This window comes from Pseudomonas sp. GL-RE-26 (assembly GCF_019956275.1).
Taxonomy (GTDB): Bacteria; Pseudomonadota; Gammaproteobacteria; order Pseudomonadales; family Pseudomonadaceae; genus Aquipseudomonas; species Aquipseudomonas grandcourensis.
Map to the genome: position 1 here is coordinate 42,841 of NZ_JAHBDI010000019.1, position 16,839 is coordinate 59,679.

Here is a 16,839-nt window from a genome sequence, read left to right on the forward strand (position 1 = left end):
CCGGCAGGTTAAAGAAAGGCGCGTCGGTGACTGGTGAAACGTATGTGAAAAAAAGCTCAAAAGCGCTGTAAAAATCTTGTTACACAAAACCTGCGGAAAAATCCTTTCAGCTCCCGGGATTGCTGCCGATACATCCTGCTTACACAGCTTGGCGGCTTCCAAAAAAAACAATCTTCCAGCCAACCGACGATAAAGAAGTACCAAGTTCCTGGAGGAATGTGATGAATAGCTGGTTCGGTAACATCAGCGTGAACCTGAAGCTGGGCCTGGGGTTTGGCCTGGTCCTGGCACTGACCTGCGTCCTGGCCCTGACCGGCTGGACCAGCCTGGGCGGGTTGATCGACCGCAGCAACTGGATGAGCGACATCACCCAACTCAACGCCGGCCTGACCAAGCTGCGCGTGGTCCGCCTGCAATACATGCTGACCAACGGCGACGAAACCGCCGCACAGAGCGTGCAGACCACCCTCGACGCCTTCTCGGCCCAGCAGCAAGCCCTGCTGGCGAAGTTCAAGAGCCCGGAAAACCTCAAGCTGCTGCGAGAGCAAGGCGCCGTCATCGACACCTACAGGACGTCCCTGGGCAAGATGCGCAGTGCCTATCGCGCCGGCAACAGCGCCCGTGACGCCATGAGTGCCAACGCCGAAACCGCCAACACGCTGATCAATGACATCAATACCCGCGTGCAGCAAATGCCGTTGAGCGACCAGCGCTTCGAACAGTTCCAGGCCATCACCGCGGCCAAGGAAGCGTTCCTGCTGGCCCGCTACGAAGTGCGCGGCTACACCGCCAGTACCAATGCCGAGACCGAGCAAAAAGCTGTCGGCCAACTGGACGCCGCCATCGCCAGCCTGAAACCGCTGAACGCGCACTTCGCCGATTCCCAGCAAGACGCCCTGCGTCAATTGGAAACCGCGTTGAGCAACTACCGCAACGCCTTGCAGGCCTACAAGGCCGCCAGCAATGACGCGGTGCAAGCGCGCAAGGAAATGACCGACCAGGGCGCCGCCATCGTGTCCCAGAGCGATCAGCTGTATCAGATCCAGCTCGACCGTCGCGACGCCGAAAGCGCCCAGGCCCGTACCCTGCAACTGATCAGCACGTTGCTGGCGTTGCTGGTGGGCATCATTGCCGCCGTGGTCATCACTCGCCAGATCACCCGCCCATTGCGCGAAACCCTGGCGGTGGTCGATCGCATCGCCAGCGGTGACCTGTCCCACAACGTGCTGGTCACCCGTCGCGACGAACTCGGCGTGTTGCAGCAAGGCATCGCACGTATGGGCGTAACCCTGCGCGACTTGATCAGCGGCATCCGCGACGGCGTGACCCAGATCGCCAGCGCCGCCGAAGAACTGTCGGCCGTGACCGAGCAGACCAGTGCCGGGGTCAACAGCCAGAAAGTCGAGACCGATCAGGTCGCCACCGCCATGCACGAGATGACCGCCACCGTGCAGGAAGTCGCGCGCAACGCCGAAGAAGCCTCGCAAGCCGCTGCGGCGGCGGACGGCGAAGCCCGTGAGGGTGACAAAGTGGTCAACGAAGCCATCGCCCAGATCGAGCGCCTGGCCAGCGAAGTGGTGCGCTCCACCGAGGCCATGAGCGTGCTGCAACAGGAAAGCGACAAGATCGGCAGCGTCATGGACGTGATCAAGGCCGTCGCCGAACAGACCAACCTGCTGGCGCTCAATGCCGCCATCGAAGCGGCCCGTGCCGGTGAAGCCGGTCGTGGTTTTGCCGTGGTGGCCGACGAGGTCCGCGGCCTGGCCCAGCGTACGCAGAAATCCACCGAGGAAATCGAAGGCCTAGTGGCCGGCCTGCAGAACGGCACGCAACAAGTGTCCGCCGTGATGAACAACAGCCGCGTCCTCACCGACAGCAGCGTGGCCCTGACCCGCAAGGCCGGCGAGTCACTGGAGAACATCACCCGCACAGTGTCCAATATCCAGTCGATGAACCAGCAGATCGCCGCCGCTGCCGAACAGCAAAGCGCCGTGGCCGAGGAGATCAGCCGCAGCATCATCAACGTGCGCGATGTGTCCGAACAGACCGCCGCGGCGAGCGATGAGACCGCCAAGTCCAGCGTTGAACTGGCGCGGCTGGGTGGTCAATTACAGCAGATGGTGAGCCACTTCCGCGTGTGATGACTTCAGGCTCGCTCCTACAGGGGAACTCAGCTCATCCAGGGATCTATCACTTCAACACCGCTGAACTCGAAATCTCGAACATTGCGGGTGGCTATTGCTGCCCCATGACTTCGGCAAATGGCGGCAATTTGCGCATCTGCCATTGAAACCGCACGCCCATTTGCCTCAGCACCTGCCGTCAGCGTTGCGTACTCAACAGCGGCATGGGCATCGAACGGCAAAATGCGTCCGGTAAAGTCCTCTTCGAACATGGCCATGGCATGGGCTTCAAGTTTTTGTTTGCACTTGCCCGAAGGCAGGCGTGCGATGCCGTGGAGTATTTCCGCCACCGTTACCGTACTGACTGCCAGATCCATCGCCGGCTGCGCATCAACCCAGGCAAGCACCCTGGCTTCAGGCTCGACTCGCATAAACTCTGAAAGAACGTTGGTATCGAGCACTATCATTCAGAAAAATCCACCGCCGTTGCTTTCTCTGAACGCTCTGGCAGATCAAGCTCGACTCCACCGAGAGCGCTGAATCTGTTGCGGATCCTGCTTCCAAGTCCACCGGCGCGATCAACTGTCGCCAAGGCCCTGCCCAGAATCAGGCGAGCCTCTTCTTCCATGGAATGTCCGTTATGAGCCGCTGTGATGCGCAGTTGCTCCTTGAGCTTCTCATCAAGGTTTCTAATTGTGATGCTGGCCATGATGCCTCCTGCAATCAATGAAATCATTGATTGCAGGCTAGCACATCCTGGCAAACCAAAACCCGGCAATCTTCCGAATGGCCAATATCACCGCGTCCCGCGCTGGCGCAATGCCGACGGCATGAAGTAAGCGTCTTCCGGTACCGGTTGGGCGAAGTCCACTGTGCCCGGCTCTTCGTTATCCAGGTTCTGCACGTAGTAACGACGCGCCTGCAAGTCATGGAATACGTCCAGCGCACTCCAGGTGGTGGGCAGGTCGTAGAAGTTTTTCAGGTAGGCCATCGACACCCGCCACAACTCCCCTCGCCCGTCGTATTGATCCACCAAGGCGGCGCCCCAACTGTCTTCGTCCAGAAACAGCACGCGCTTGGAATAGATATGCCGCGCGCCTGGCTTGAGCGTGCCTTCGACCACCCAGACCCGATGCAACTCATAACGGGTGAATTGCGGGTTGAGGTGGCCCGGTGTGAGCAACTGCTCGTACTTCACCTCAGGGCTGCCGACTTTGTAATTGTTATAGGGAATGTAGACCTCTTGCTTGCCCTTGAGCTTCCAGTCGTAGCGGTCTGGCGAGCCGTTGAACAGGTCCGTATCGTCCGCCGTGCGCAGGCCGTCGGATGAGGCGATCGGGGTGTCATACGCGAGGTTCGGCGCCCGGCGCACACGGCGCTGGCCGGCGTCGTAGACCCAGGCCTGGCGCGGGTCCTTGAGCTGGTCCAGGGTCTCGTGAACCAGTGCTGCACCGCCCGCCAGCCGGGCCGGGCTCTTCACGAACGCCAGGTAGTAGAACAGGATGTTTTTCAGGTCGGCAAACTGCCCGCCCGAGCGGTAATAATTGAAGAGCCCTTCCTGCTGCGAGGTCACCAGCGCGAAGCTGCCGTTGCGTTGTACCGGCGCTTCGGAGGCACGACGGACCACATAGATGCCGCGATAACGGGTGATGTGGTTCCACAGCACCTCGACCCCATCCTTGGGCACCGGGAACGGCACACCGCCATAGGCATCGGCAAAACCGGTCCCGCCATCGAGCAGCTTGGCCGAGGTCGCATTTTTCAAGGTGTTGTCGTACAGCCACTGCGGCGCCGAGCTCGAGCGGCGAGAGGGATAGACCGGCATCTGGAAGGTGTCGGGGTAGCTGTTGAACAGTGCGATCTGACCCGGGCTGAGGTGGGCCTTGTACTGTTCAAGGTTGGCCTTGGTGATGGTGAAGAGCGGCTTGTCCGCCGCATAGGGATCAAGGTGATGCTGGCCTGGCTTGTAGCCCGCCGGCGCCTGGGTGATGCCGCCGCTCCAGGCCGGAATGGTCCCGGCCGCGTTGCCGGCACGCTCGGCCCCCAGCGGCGTCAGCGTGGTCTTCAATTGCTCGGCCTGCTGGGGCGTGACCGCGGCCAGCGCGCTGCCGGCGGCCAGGCTCAGGAACAGCGCCAGCGTGGTCTTGGTCAGTCGTGAAGTGTGAAACATGATCGTTCTCCGAAATACAAAAACCTGTAGGAGCGAGCCTGCTCGCGATAGCGGTGTGTCAGCCAACATCAACTTCGACTGAAAGTCCGTCATTGCGAGCAAGCTCACTCCTACAGGGGGATGAGTTGGAACTCACAAGAAGTACTTGAGGTTGAAGCCAACGTTGTCGCGATCACGCAGGCCGTTGTCCTGCCCGCCGCCGTAGAACTCGGTGTATTGCAGCTCGGCCTCCAGCTTGTTCTGGTAGTTGGCCTTGATCCCCAGGGTGTAGGCCTTTCGGCCCTCGATGATGTTGCCCGCCTGATAGCTGTTGCCCTCGAAGTCATCCTTGTAGACGACATAAGGCGAGACGTTGACCCCGGCATACACGTCGTTCCAGGTGCCGTTGAGCATCGCGGTGTAGCTGTAGGAGTTGCGGTTGACCTGGTCGCTGCGCTCGCCGCCGGACACATAGGAAAAGTTACCGGTGCCAGCGAAGTAACGGGTACTGCCGTCATACGCGGTGTATTGCAGGCTGCTGCCCCGCAGGTGCTCGGACGCCAGTTCGAATACGCCGAACATCGAGTCGAATGACAGGCTCGGGCCAAAGTTGTAGATCGTGCCCAGGGACGTGTTGAACGCTTCCACCCGCTCGGCGTTATTGATCTGGCTGTCGAGCGTGACCTGCTGCCCGCCGATGTTGATGGTCTGGCCGCCTGCCGCTGCGGCGGCGCCGTTGGCCAGGTCGCCGATCAGGTCGTTGGTGGCGGCGACCCCGATGGGCAGGTTCGGCCGATAGGCCACTTCACCGAACACCGACGCCTGGCCCAGGGTGGTATTGAAACTGAAGCCGTACATGCGGATGTCTTCGGCGTAGCGTCGATGTGCCTGGATATTGCCCAGCACATCCACGGTCGCCAGGCCATTGGCGAGTTGCCCCGCCTGACTGCCGGCGACACCGGCCAACAGGTTGGTCAGGGCATTCATGTCGATGCCCTTGTACCCGCCCAGATCGGCGGAAATGGTTGGTTCCTTGGCGTGGTAGTTGACCATGTACAACCCGAACTCGGTGCTGTTGAGCTCTTCTACGATGTAGCGAAAAGCGAAACCGAACTGGCCGTCGTTGCGCGCGTTGTCATCCTTGCCGACCGAGGCCACTTTGACGGTGTTGCCAAAGGCCGGGGTGACCCCGTTGGCGTACAGGCCGGTGGTGCTCAGGGCCTGGTTGAGCAACGGGTTGTTGCCCAGTGCACTGTACAGACCGATCACATTGCCGAAGCCAGGCACCGGGGTGTCCAGGGCGGTACCGGTAAAGTTGTTGTAGGCGGTGTTGCCGCCGTCGGCGAACAGGTCCGTCTGCGAGTAGAACGTGCCGACCGGGTCGATGCGGGTTTCCTTCCAGTTCGTCTGGTAAAAGCTTTCCATGGTCAGGCTGTCGGTCAGGCCGATGTTGAAGCTCAGCGCTTCCACCGGTACCAGCACTTCCTTGACTTCGGCACCGGGCAAACGGTACTTGGCCGCATCCACCGGGTTGGTGGTGTTGATCCCGCCTCGGTAGAAAATCCCCTCGCCCCAGTTGAACACCTGGCGCCCTATGCGTGCCGTGAGCGGCATCTGCGCGACGTCCCAGTTGCCATAGAGGTAGGCGTCGAGCATCTCCACCCGGCTGCCGGCGATATCGCGGGTCTGGTCCGTGAAGTGGTCGTCCTGCGGGAAACTCTGGCTGGGTTGCGACGGGTTGTTGTTGCGGTAGTAATCGTTGCGCTTGTCCATCAGTTGCGTGTCATAGAACGCGGTACCGCGCACGAACATCCCGTAGTTCTGATAGTTGGCCTCGAGCTCCGAGGTGATCTTGTACACCTCGGAAACCAACCCGGTATCGAAGTTGCGATTGCCGTCGTTGGTGTTGACGTCATCGTTGTTCTTGTCCCGGCCCTGGACCCGCCACAAGCGCCCATAGGACAGGGTACTGTCGAATGAACCGGTGACCTGGTTGTCCAGCACGCTGAACTCCTTGGCCTGCACGCCGTCGACCGCGCACAGTTGCAGCAGCCCTGCCAGGCCCACGCCGGGAAGCGCCGCGCCAGACAGGCGAAATCGAGTGTTCATGATCTGTTCCCCTTTCCCTGGTTTTATTGTTTTTGTGTTCTGACACTGTTGCTGCGATGGCTATGGCGCCAATCCCGCACGGGCGTAAATCCGGCTGTGGGCGCCGAAATGCCCCAGCAGTTTGAACAGCTGCCGGTTAAGTGCCGGATGATCGAAGTCTTCGCGCTGCAGCTGATTACCGTTGCTGAAATCGCTGGTGATCGGTGCCGTGTCCAGCCACTGGCCGATGGCTTCATCAAATGCCGCCGATTCGTCGACAGACTCGGCACTCACTACTTCGCGCAGGTAGTCCACCGAGTACGGCGGATAGCGGGCGTCCTGTGCAGAGTCGGCATAAGCGTCGAGCATCGGGTGTGCCTGGCCGGCGCGCAGCAGGCGACGAAGCCAGGTCGACTGATATTTCTCCACTTCCATGTGCCGGGTGGCGACCCGTTCGATGGCCGCATGTTTGTCCGCATCGAAGCCGGCCAGGGCCTTGCCTTCCAGCACCAGCAGGCTCGCCAGTTCCACACCGGGCAGCGGCTTCGCGTGATAAGGCTGGGTCAGGTCCTGAACGTGGTGCAGGCCCCAACCGAGAAATCGATAACCCCAGTAAGGATGGCCAGTGGCAAACGCCAGTCGCGCCAACCCCATGTACTGGTAGGCGCGCCAGTCCGGCCAGCTGCGCTGAAGAAATCCGGCGGCGGCATACACCACCGGGCTTTCATGGAAAAACCCCATATGGAACGGCGCCTGGGAGCTGTACTGAAACCGGGCGTCACCGAAAGGCTGCGGGCCGAAGTCGTACAACGCGCCCACTTCGCCCGGGTTGTCGCTGAACAGGTTGATGTCGTGGCCGTAATCCGGCTCATCTGAGGCGCTGGCCAACACGGCCAAGGGCGCGACTTGTTCGTGGTCAGCCACAACGATGAAGCGCTGGTGATTCCACGGTGAGAGCGTCTGCTCCACCATGACTTGTTCGGCCTTGAGGTGTTCACGCTCGGACAGATCCTTGCCCGGCACCGGCTGGATGACCATCGCCAGATGAATCCCGGGATTGATGCGCAGTGCGGTGAGGAAGTCGTGGCGCAGATTGTCCCCGGGCACGGCTGGCAATCGCAGGTTGTCGGGGCGCGGCGGGTATTGGGCGAAGTGCTCGCGGGCGAAAAGCTCCTGCTCATCCAGCAGCGCACTCACGGCCTGGTATTGCTGCGAAAGAAACTGTTCCAGCGGCTCGACTTCGACCTGCGGTGCATCACGCAACGCCGGCAAATCCTGCAACGCCAGGTAGCTGCCCACCGTATGGTTCGACCAGCCCCAGGCTGTCGGGGCCGTTGCACAAAGCAGCAACAGGAGGAATGTCAGCTTCATTGCTTGGTTCTTATTGGATGTGCTGTGGGGGTTGAGCCTAACAACCGACCCTGCCCCTGACACTGTCCAATCTCACCAGAAAAGTTCTCCGATAGCGCCACATGAGGTGGCGTGAAAACACCACCGGACATTGTAGGAGTGAGCCTGCTCGCGATGGCGGTGTGTCAGCCAACAGTTACTTTGACTGACACACCGCCATCGCGAGCAGGCTCGCTCCTACAGGGATCTACGGTGTTATTTCAGGCGGGGTAACCGGTAATTTTGCGGATGCTCTGGTACAACGGCTTGAGCTGTCGATACATGCGCAGGTAGACCTCTTTGTACAGTCGCTCATAGATCTGCTGCGCCTCGGGTTGCGGCATGAATACCGCACCGACCCGCGTCATGGCAGCCATCGCCGTGGGGAAATCCGCGTGCAACCCCAGGCCCACCGCACAGCAAATCGCCGCGCCCAGGCCGGACGCTTCGTAGACATGCGGACGCTCGGCCGGCAGGCCAAAAATGTTCGCCGTGAGTTGCATCGCGGCATCACTCTGCGAACCTCCGCCGGCAACGCGCAGGCGAGTGACGGAGACCCTCGAACGCTTCTCGATCTTCTCCATACCCTGACGCAGGGCATACGCCAGGCCTTCGAGGATCGCCCGGTAAATGTGCGCGCGGGTATGCACGTCGCCGAAGCCGATCATCGCGCCCTTGGCTTCCACACCCGGCTCGCGGATGCCGGGCGACCAGTAGGGTTGCAGCATCAACCCCATGGAACCCGGCGGCACCGCGTCGACCAGCGCATCGAAGAGTTGCTCGGGCTCCACGCCCTGGGCTTTGGCCTGCTGCATTTCCCGCAGGCCGAACTCGTTCTTGAACCAGCTGACCATCCAGTAGCCGCGATAAATCATCACCTCGCAGTTGAATTGATCCGGCACCGCGGACGGGTAAGGCGGAATCAACGGGACGATTTCCAGGTAGCGCGAGCGGGTGCTGGTGATCGTCGCCGTGGTGCCGTAGGAAAGGCACACGGTGCCTGGGTCGACGACGCCGGAGCCCACGACCTCGCAGGCCTTGTCGGCACCTGCGGCGATCAGCGGCAGCCCCTCGGGAATGCCGGTGTGGCGGCTGGCCTCGGCGCTGATGTAGCCCAGGGTTTCACCGGGCTTGTGAAGGTTCGGCAGTTGCTCTGGACGCACCGCCAGCGCCTGCCATTTCCAATCGGTGGGGGCGGCCCATTTCAGGCGTTTGAAGTCGAACGGCAGGTAACCGACGCAACAGCCCACCGAATCGACAAAGCGCCCGCAAAGGCGATGGGTGAGAAACCCCGAGAGCAGCAGAAATTTGTCGGTCGCCGCCCAGACGTCAGGCTGATGGCGGGCGATCCAGTTGGCCTCGGCCTGGGCGCGAAAGTGGTCCACCGTGGCTTGCGCGCCGACCAGTTTGAACAGCCAGCCCCACGGTCCCTTGATGCCGCCTTTGACTTCGGCCTGGCGTTGATCGAGCCACAGGATCGCCGGGCGCAGTGCCTTGCCCTGGGCATCGACGTTGATCACGGTGCCGCGCTGGGTGGTCAGGGATACACCGGCAATCTGTGAACGATCGATGCCGGTTTGTTGCCACAACTGCTGGCAGGCCTCACCCAGTTTTGCCCAGTAATACTCCGGGTCCTGCTCGGCCCAGCCAGGTTGAGTCGAGTAATAGGCCTGCAACTCGACCTTGCCTTTGCCCAGCAGATTGCCCTGCAGGTCGAAGAGCAGCGCGCGCACGCTCTGGGTGCCGTTGTCGATGGCCAACAGGTAACGCTTGTTCGGGTGGTTATCCATGGAGCTCTCTTCAATGGGCATCAATGCGCGGCATCCGGCAAACCATGATGGCGTTGCCACAACGCCCGATAACGCTGTAATTCCTGCTGCCAATGCTCATCGTCCCAGCCCAGTCGCGGTTGGCAGAGTTGGCGAATGGCAGCGAAATAATCCTCACCACCGCGCGGCAGCAACAGGCCCAGACGGGTTCGGCGCAGCAGTAGGTCATCCAGGTGCAGGACCATTTCCCCATCGCAGGCAACGGCCAGCTCCGCCCACAAGGTGTCTGTGCCGCCGACGGTGTCGTGGCCCAGTTCGGTGATCAGTTGCGCCAGCCTCGGCAGGTCACGGCCATGCCGCCCGGCCAGGCGTCGCCACCGGCTGACGCTGAGGCCAGGGATCACCAGCGGCGGCACGACGGCAAACACCGGCGCGGCGTCATCAACGAATGGACGGTCGAGCATGCTCGCGCAGGCCTTGAGCACTTCGATGGCCTGCGGGCGAAAGGTGGTCAGCTTACCGCCGGCCAGGGTCACGCAACCAGGCTCCTGCCACAGTACATGCTCACGGGTTTCATTCGACGGTTTGTCTTGATGCTCACCCGCCGCACTGCCCACCACCGGGCGTACTCCCGACCAGGTCGACAGCACATCGGCAGCGACCACCTCGGCCTGGGGAAACTGTTGGCTGCAGGCCGCCAGCAGATAGTCGAGTTCATCAACGCTGATGCTCGCGCTCTGGTCCAGATCGCCGTGATGATCGAGGTCCGTGGTGCCGACTACCGTGGCGCCCTCCCAAGGGAAAACGAACACCGGTCGACGGTCACGCTCGTGCAGGAAGGTGAAGGCTTGCGCCACTGGCAGGCGCCAGCCCGGCAACAACAGATGACTGCCACGCAACGGGCGCAACTGGCGAGGAGCGTCGGGCAGGCGCAAGCGCTCGGCCCACGCGCCGGTGGCCACGGCCAGCACTCCGCAACGCAATGTCAGTGATCCGCCGCCCTCGCAGTCTTCGACCTGAACCCCACAAACGCGCCCCTCTTCACGCAGCAATTGCTGCACGCGCACGCCGTTGAGCACCACGGCGCCGTCGGCACGGGCCTCGCCCAATACGCGCATCACCAGACGGGCATCATCGGTCAGCGCATCGACAAAACAGGTGCCGCCCAGCAGGTCATCTTCCTTCACCCCAGGCGCCAGATAACGCAGTTGTTGCGCGTCATGGAAGCGATGGCTGCGCCGTCCGGCCAAGGCGTCATAGATGGACAGCAAACCACCCAGCACCCGTGGCCCGGGAAAACCGCCACGGTAATGCGGCATCATGAAACTCATCGGCTCCACCAGCCCCGGCGCTTCGTCAAGCAGGCGCTGGCGTTCGCGCACCGAGTCGCGGGTCAGGCGCCACTGGCCCTTGGCGATGTAACGCAAGCCGCCATGGACCATTTTCGAGGAGCGACTGGAAGTGCCCCAGGCGAAATCGCGCTGCTCCAGCAGCAGGCAGCGCCAGCCACGGCGCGCGGCTTCGCGCAGGATACCGGCACCGCTGATGCCGCCGCCGATGACGATCAGGTCCCAGGTTTCATCCGCCAGCGTCGGCAGCACCTGCTGTCGCCACGCCGCGTTCCAGTCCAGGCTCATGGCCGTCACTCCTGCAACAGCGTGCCAGGGTTCAGTCGCCCGGCCGGATCAAAATGCCGACTCAGTGCCTGCAGGGTGTCCATCGCCAGCGCGCCCTTCTCACGCCGCAGGTACGGCGCGTGATCCTTGCCCACGCCATGCTGGTGACTGATGGTGCCATGGTTGTCGACGATGGTCTGGCTGGCCGCCTGCTTGAGTGCCTGCCAGCGCGCCAGGGTGGCGGGGTAGTCCGCCGCCGGGCGAAACACATAGGTGGTGTAGATGCTCGATCCTTCGCCGTAGACATGGGAAAGGTGGGTGAAGACATGCACCCGCTCGCCTTCGGCAGCCAAGGCGTCGCGCAGGCTGTTTTCGATCAGCGTGAGGAGGTTATCGACGTTGCTCCAGTCAGTGGCCGTTTCCAGGGTGTCCACCACGTAACCGGCGTTCCACAGGTTTTCGCGCAGGTAGGGAAAACGGAAGCGGTTCTGCGCCCACTTCTTGCCGAGCAAGGTGCCGGTAAACACCCCGCCGAATGATTTTAGGTGCTGCCGGGCCTGACTCAGGGACAGCGCATTTTGCCGACGATTGCCGGTCACACCGAACGTCAGCAAACATTTGCCCGCACCAGTGCCGCGCAGGGCCAGATACTTTTCCAGCCAGGCGATCTGCTGCGGGTGACCGGCCAACGCCAGCTGCGTTTCGGTTTCCACCGCGTTGGACAGGCGCAGCATCGACAGCGGCACGCGCGCCTGGGCCAACTGGCGGATGGCTTGCAGCGCCTTGGGCCAATCGGGCAGAAACACCCCATAGAAACGTTCATCGGCAGGCAGTGCGCTGACCCGCACCTTCACCTCGGAAATGATCCCGAAACGCCCCTCACAGCCCAACACCACTTCCCGCAGATCGGGCCCGGCCGCCGAGGCCGGAAAGGATGGAATTTCCAAAGGCCCGGCAAAGGTTTCCAGGGTGCCGCCGGCGAACAGTTGCTCGATCCGCCCATAGCGCAGCGACTGCTGGCCACTGGAGCGGCTGGCGACCCAACCACCCAGGGTCGACAGCTCCCACGACTGCGGGAAATGCCCCAGGGTGTAACCACGGGCGCGCAACTGACTTTCCACTTGCGGTCCACTGGTGCCGGGGCCGAAGGTCGCCAGCAGGCTCTCTTCGTCGAGGTCCAGCAGGCGATTCATGCGGGCCAGGGAAACCGTCACCACCGGCCGCGCGGAACTCGGCGGGTTGATGTGACCGGCCACCGAGGTGCCGCCGCCATAAGGAATCAGGCACAGGTCCTGTTCATGGGCGAGCAGCAGTAACTTGCGAATCTGCTCAGCGGTCTCGGGATAGGCCACGGCGTCGGGATAATTCCCCAACGCGCCTTCACGCAACGCCAGCCAGTCCGGCAGGCTCTGGCCCCGCGCATGCAGCAAACGATCATGGGCATCCACGCTGTACAAATAGTGTTGCTGCAACCGCGACGGGGGCACACGGGCCAAAGCCGTCTCAAGCGTCGCGTCGGGCAGCGCTCGGCCGTCCCCCACCCGCCGGGCGAGAAAACTCGCGCCCTGGGCCGGCAGTTCGACCACCGTGGTTGCATCTCCCCAGCCGTTCCAGCGTCGCATGCGTGTGTCCTTTTGCGGTTCTGATCAGTGATATTTCAGGCCCCCATACTAGTCAGCCGCCCGAAAGTGTCACGGTCGCATCCGGCCAGTTCGAGTAGCCAATTGAGTCAAACGTCGCGCAGGCGTCAGCCATTTACTTTAGCCGTGGTTTCAAATTACCTTTCAGGGCATTCATCCGCGCACGCGGGCCTTGATCAAAGGAATACGATCATGCAATCCCTGGGCTTCACTTCAGTTCCGCCACTGCTCAAATACCTGCGTCATGCCGAACAACTGGGCATGGCCATCGAGCCTGCGTTGGCGGCTGCCGGGTTGCAGGCACAGCAGTTGAGTGACAACAGCCTACGGTTGCCGGGTGAAGCCCATGAACGGCTGCTCGACTATTTCTGCGAACACTCGGGCGATGCGTTGTTCGGTCTCAACGCCGCGCGTTTTGTGTTGCCCAACTCCTGGAGCGTGCTCGGTTACATCACCATGAACTGCGCGACACTGGGCGACGCCATGAGCCGCATCATGCCGTTCGAGAAGCTGGTGGGAGACATGGGCGTCAGCCGCGCCGAGGTGCAAGGCAGCGAGGTGCACCTGATCTGGACATGCCGCCATCAGCGCCCGCGAATTCGCCGACACCTGGTGGAAAACGTGCTCGGTTCCTGGCTGCAATACGCGCGCTGGATCGCCGACACGCAAATGTCGCCGGCCGCCGTCTGGCTGGAACATGCCCGTCCGGCCGACACGACGCTGGCAGAGTACGAGCAGTTCTTCGACTGCCCGGTACTGTTCAATCAGCCTTATTCGGCGCTGATTGTCCCGTTGCCGTATTTGCAGTTGCCATTGCGCCAGGCCGATGCGCAATTGCTGCGCACGCTGGAAGAACATGCCCAGGGATTGATGGCCACACTGGAGGACGCGTCGCTGGAACAGCGGGTCAAAAGCATCCTGCGAAAGTTGCTCAAGGAAGGTCTGCCACGCAAGGAGCAGGTGGCCGAGCATCTCGCGGTGTCAGTGCGCACGCTGCAACGCCAGTTGCATCTGGCCGGTACGTCGTACCAGCAGATCCTCGATGACCTGCGCCAGGAACTGGCCGAGCATTACCTGCTCAACAGCACCCTGCCGATTCAGGACATCGCCCAGTACCTGGGTTTCACCGAACCCCGCTCGTTTCACCGCACGTTCAAAAGCCGGCGCGGGATGCCGCCGGGTGAGTTTCGCCAAACCCACCGGGTGCCGAACGAAGGGTGAAGACTTAAGCCTGAGGGGCTGAAGGCTCAGAGGCTGATCGCGTTAGTGAACACCAAGCGATTGCCGAACGGGTCGGCGATGGTCATGTCCTGGCTGCCCCAGGGCATGGCCTGAATCTGCGGATGGGAAAACCTGTATTCCTTGGCCAACAGTTGCTGCTGAAACTTCTCTAGCTCATCCGTCTCGATCCGCAGGGCAGAACCCGGTGTGCTGTCGCCATGGTGTTCGGACAGGTGCAGCACGCATTCGCCACGGGAGATTTGCAGGTACAGCGGGAAATTCGCTTCGAATCGATGTTGCCAGTCGATCTTGAAACCGAGGAAGTCGACGTAGAACTCCACTGCCTTGGCTTCGTCGAAAATACGCAGGATCGGAGTGGTTTTGCCGAAGCTCATCGAGTTGCTCCCAGACGGTGAAAGCCCGTGGTGTAGCCGGGCCTGATGTCAGCAATTCGGCGCGGAAATGCCAATCTTTAGTCTCAAAATGCCACCACTGTGACGCAGTCCTCGAAACTCACTGAAAACCCGTGCGCAAATCCCCTTCCCGGGCCAGGAACCGCCCTTCCCTGCGCCCGTTGGCCTGGCCATCGCGGTAGCTCAACACACCGTTGACCCATACCCCCTCGATGCCTTGTGCCGCCCGCTGCGGATCGTTGAAATCGGCGACATCCCGGATGGTCGCCGGATCGAACAACACCAGGTCGGCCCAATGGCCTTCGCGGATCTCACCGCGCTCCTTCAAACCGAAACGTGCCGCCGACAGCCCGGTCATTTTGTGCACGGCGGTGTGCAGCGGGAACAGTCCTACATCACGGCTGAAATGTCCGAGTACCCGAGGGAATGCGCCCCACAAGCGTGGGTGCGGGAACGGGTCTTCCGGCAAGCCGTCGGAGCCGACCATCGACAGCGGGTGCGCGAGGATTCTGCGGACATCCGCCTCATCCATTCCGTAGTACACCGCACCGGCCGGTTGCAGTTGGCGAGCGGCCTCCAGCAACGGCACATTCCATTCAGCGGCGATGTCCATCAGGTCGCGGCCGCCCATTTCCGGGTGCGGGGTCGACCAGGTGATGGTGATGCGGTGGGCATCGGTCACCTGCTTCAAATCCAGCGTCGAAGAACTCGCTGCATACGGATAACAATCGCAACCGACCGGGTGGGTTTTCGCCGCTTCTTCGAGGGATGCCAGCAGTTGCGGACTACGCCCCCAGTTACCGGCGCCGGCACATTTGAGGTGGGAAATGATCACCGGGCTTTGCGCATGGCGGCCGATCTTGAACGCCTCGTCCATGGCCTCCAGCACCGGTTCGAATTCGCTGCGCAAATGGGTGGTGTAGACCGCTCCGAACGCGGTCAACTCTTCGGTCAGTTGCATCACTTCATCGGTGGATGCCGAGAAGGCACTGGCATAGGCAAGGCCGGTGGACAGGCCCAAGGCGCCGGCCTCCAGGCTCTCGCGCAATTGCTCGCGCATCGCGCTGATTTCATCCGCCGTGGCGGTGCGAAACAGGTCGTACAGATGATTGCTGCGCAACGCCGTATGGCCGACCAATGCCGCGACGTTCAGCGTGGTGTTCGCCGCTTCGACCGCCGCGCGGTAGTCGCGGAAGGTCGGATAAACGAACGCAGCGGCCGTGCCCAACAGGTTCATCGGGTCCGGCGGATCGCCGCGCAAACTCACTGGTGACGCGCTGATCCCGCAGTTGCCGACGATGACCGTGGTCACGCCCTGGCTGAGCTTGGGCAGCATCTGCGGCTGACGAATCACCACAGTGTCGTCATGGGTGTGCACGTCGATGAAACCCGGCGCCAGCACATGGCCCTGCGCGTCGATTTCTTCGCTGGCACGGGCATCGCGCAAGTCGCCGATACGCTCGATGCGCCCGTTGAGAATGGCCACGTCGGCGGGGTAACCGGGGCTGTTGCTGCCGTCGATGATCAGGGCGTTGCGAATCAGCGTGTCGTACTGCATGTCAGTCTCCCAGCGGCAAGTGATCGTCGCCGCCGCGGTATTCGTCGAGGGCGAGTTTGATCCGCCGCAGACGTTCTTGATTGTCTTCAGGATTGGCCAGGGCCAGCTCGGTGGCGAGCACGTCGATGGCCAGCAGCATGCCGTAGCGCGCTGCCGTGGGTTTGTAGATGAACGAGGTTTCGGCGCTTTGCAGGGGCAGGACGATGTCGGCCAGTTGCGCCAGCGGAGAATCGGCCCGGGTGATGGCCAGAATGCGTGCGCCGTAGTTGCGCGCCAGTTCCACCGTTTCAATCAGCTCCGGGGTGATCCCGGTCAGCGAGCAGACAATTACCACGTGTTCGGCGCTGAGGCTGGCGGCTGTGACGCGCATCATCACCGCATCGTGGCATACCGCAATCGGATAGCCGAGGCGCACTAGGCGCACTTGCAGTTCATCGCTGCACAGGGTCGAGCAGCCGCCCATGCCGAAAGCGTGAATCATCCGCGCCTTGCCCAGCAGTTTCACCGCATCGGCGAAACGCGACTCATCGAACGCGGCCAGGTGCTGGCGCAAGGTCGACTCGATATCGCCCACGATCTGCCCGTAGAACGCCGACTGCTCGGGCGTGCCCGCAGGGTCGAGAAACCGGCTGCCGACGCCGCTGGCCTGGGCCAGTTGCAGGCGCAGGTCACGCAGGTCCTTACAGCCGACCGTGCGGGCGAAGCGCGACAGCGTGGCGCTGCTGACCTCCGCCCGCAGCGCCAGCTCATCGAGGCTGGCGGAGGCGGCAAATCCTACGTCGTCGAGCATCAGGCGGGCGATGCGTCCTTCACCGGCGCTGAAGGAGTCCTGACGGGCGCGGATCTGGTAGAGGATGTCCATGCAAGTGGCTC

13 protein-coding genes and 1 pseudogene are annotated in these 16,839 nt (G+C 62.1%); 3 read left to right on the forward strand and 11 right to left on the reverse strand.

Going from position 1 to position 16,839, the window contains the following annotated elements; all coding sequences use genetic code 11:
* Positions 1 to 356: 356 nt before the first annotated feature.
* Positions 357 to 1,235: pseudogene (locus KGB07_RS29700) on the forward strand (methyl-accepting chemotaxis protein); the annotation flags it as partial.
* Between the two features lie 201 nt (positions 1,236 to 1,436).
* Complete coding sequence (locus KGB07_RS29705; protein WP_407514505.1) at positions 1,437 to 2,141, forward strand: methyl-accepting chemotaxis protein; 705 nt, start codon at positions 1,437 to 1,439, stop codon at positions 2,139 to 2,141.
* Positions 2,142 to 2,170: 29 nt separating this feature from the next.
* Here the strand turns inward: KGB07_RS29705 and KGB07_RS14145 are convergent, their stop codons facing one another.
* From KGB07_RS14145 to KGB07_RS14180, 8 genes are all read right to left on the reverse strand, one after another.
* Entirely contained in the window at positions 2,171 to 2,590 is a 420-nt protein-coding gene (locus tag KGB07_RS14145; protein WP_223465701.1) for a type II toxin-antitoxin system VapC family toxin, read from the reverse strand.
* Entirely contained in the window at positions 2,587 to 2,832 is a 246-nt protein-coding gene (locus KGB07_RS14150) for a FitA-like ribbon-helix-helix domain-containing protein (protein ID WP_046038645.1), read from the reverse strand. The genes KGB07_RS14145 and KGB07_RS14150 overlap by 4 nt, the downstream gene beginning before the upstream one ends.
* Before the next feature lie 87 nt (positions 2,833 to 2,919).
* Positions 2,920 to 4,293 carry a DUF1329 domain-containing protein gene (locus tag KGB07_RS14155; protein ID WP_223465703.1) on the reverse strand — a complete coding sequence of 458 codons (1,374 nt, stop codon included), beginning with the start codon at positions 4,291 to 4,293 and terminating at the stop codon, positions 2,920 to 2,922.
* A gap of 132 nt (positions 4,294 to 4,425) precedes the next feature.
* Positions 4,426 to 6,381 (reverse strand): DUF1302 domain-containing protein, encoded by a 1,956-nt coding sequence (locus tag KGB07_RS14160; RefSeq protein ID WP_185754753.1) that lies wholly within the window; start codon positions 6,379 to 6,381, stop codon positions 4,426 to 4,428.
* A 60-nt stretch (positions 6,382 to 6,441) separates the two neighbouring features.
* Positions 6,442 to 7,731, reverse strand: a complete 1,290-nt coding sequence (locus KGB07_RS14165; protein WP_223465704.1) for a phospholipase — start codon at positions 7,729 to 7,731, stop codon at positions 6,442 to 6,444.
* A 239-nt stretch (positions 7,732 to 7,970) separates the two neighbouring features.
* A complete protein-coding gene (locus KGB07_RS14170; RefSeq protein WP_223465705.1) occupies positions 7,971 to 9,539 on the reverse strand; it encodes an FGGY-family carbohydrate kinase in 1,569 nt (522 codons plus the stop codon).
* Positions 9,540 to 9,559: 20 nt separating this feature from the next.
* Positions 9,560 to 11,155 (reverse strand): glycerol-3-phosphate dehydrogenase/oxidase, encoded by a 1,596-nt coding sequence (locus KGB07_RS14175; RefSeq protein WP_223465706.1) that lies wholly within the window; start codon positions 11,153 to 11,155, stop codon positions 9,560 to 9,562.
* A gap of 5 nt (positions 11,156 to 11,160) precedes the next feature.
* Positions 11,161 to 12,756 carry an FAD-binding oxidoreductase gene (locus tag KGB07_RS14180; protein ID WP_223465707.1) on the reverse strand — a complete coding sequence of 532 codons (1,596 nt, stop codon included), beginning with the start codon at positions 12,754 to 12,756 and terminating at the stop codon, positions 11,161 to 11,163.
* Between the two features lie 210 nt (positions 12,757 to 12,966).
* Between KGB07_RS14180 and KGB07_RS14185 the strand changes: the two genes are divergently transcribed.
* Complete coding sequence (locus tag KGB07_RS14185; protein WP_046038637.1) at positions 12,967 to 13,995, forward strand: AraC family transcriptional regulator; 1,029 nt, start codon at positions 12,967 to 12,969, stop codon at positions 13,993 to 13,995.
* Positions 13,996 to 14,021: 26 nt separating this feature from the next.
* Here KGB07_RS14185 and KGB07_RS14190 read toward each other — a convergent pair whose 3' ends face one another.
* From KGB07_RS14190 to KGB07_RS14200, 3 genes are all read right to left on the reverse strand, one after another.
* Positions 14,022 to 14,390 carry a glyoxalase superfamily protein gene (locus tag KGB07_RS14190; protein ID WP_007994548.1) on the reverse strand — a complete coding sequence of 123 codons (369 nt, stop codon included), beginning with the start codon at positions 14,388 to 14,390 and terminating at the stop codon, positions 14,022 to 14,024.
* A gap of 118 nt (positions 14,391 to 14,508) precedes the next feature.
* A complete protein-coding gene (locus KGB07_RS14195; RefSeq protein ID WP_223465708.1) occupies positions 14,509 to 15,966 on the reverse strand; it encodes an N-acyl-D-amino-acid deacylase family protein in 1,458 nt (485 codons plus the stop codon).
* Position 15,967: 1 nt separating this feature from the next.
* Positions 15,968 to 16,828, reverse strand: coding sequence for a MurR/RpiR family transcriptional regulator (locus KGB07_RS14200; RefSeq protein ID WP_046038631.1), 861 nt, complete (start codon positions 16,826 to 16,828; stop codon positions 15,968 to 15,970).
* Positions 16,829 to 16,839: the final 11 nt, after the last annotated feature.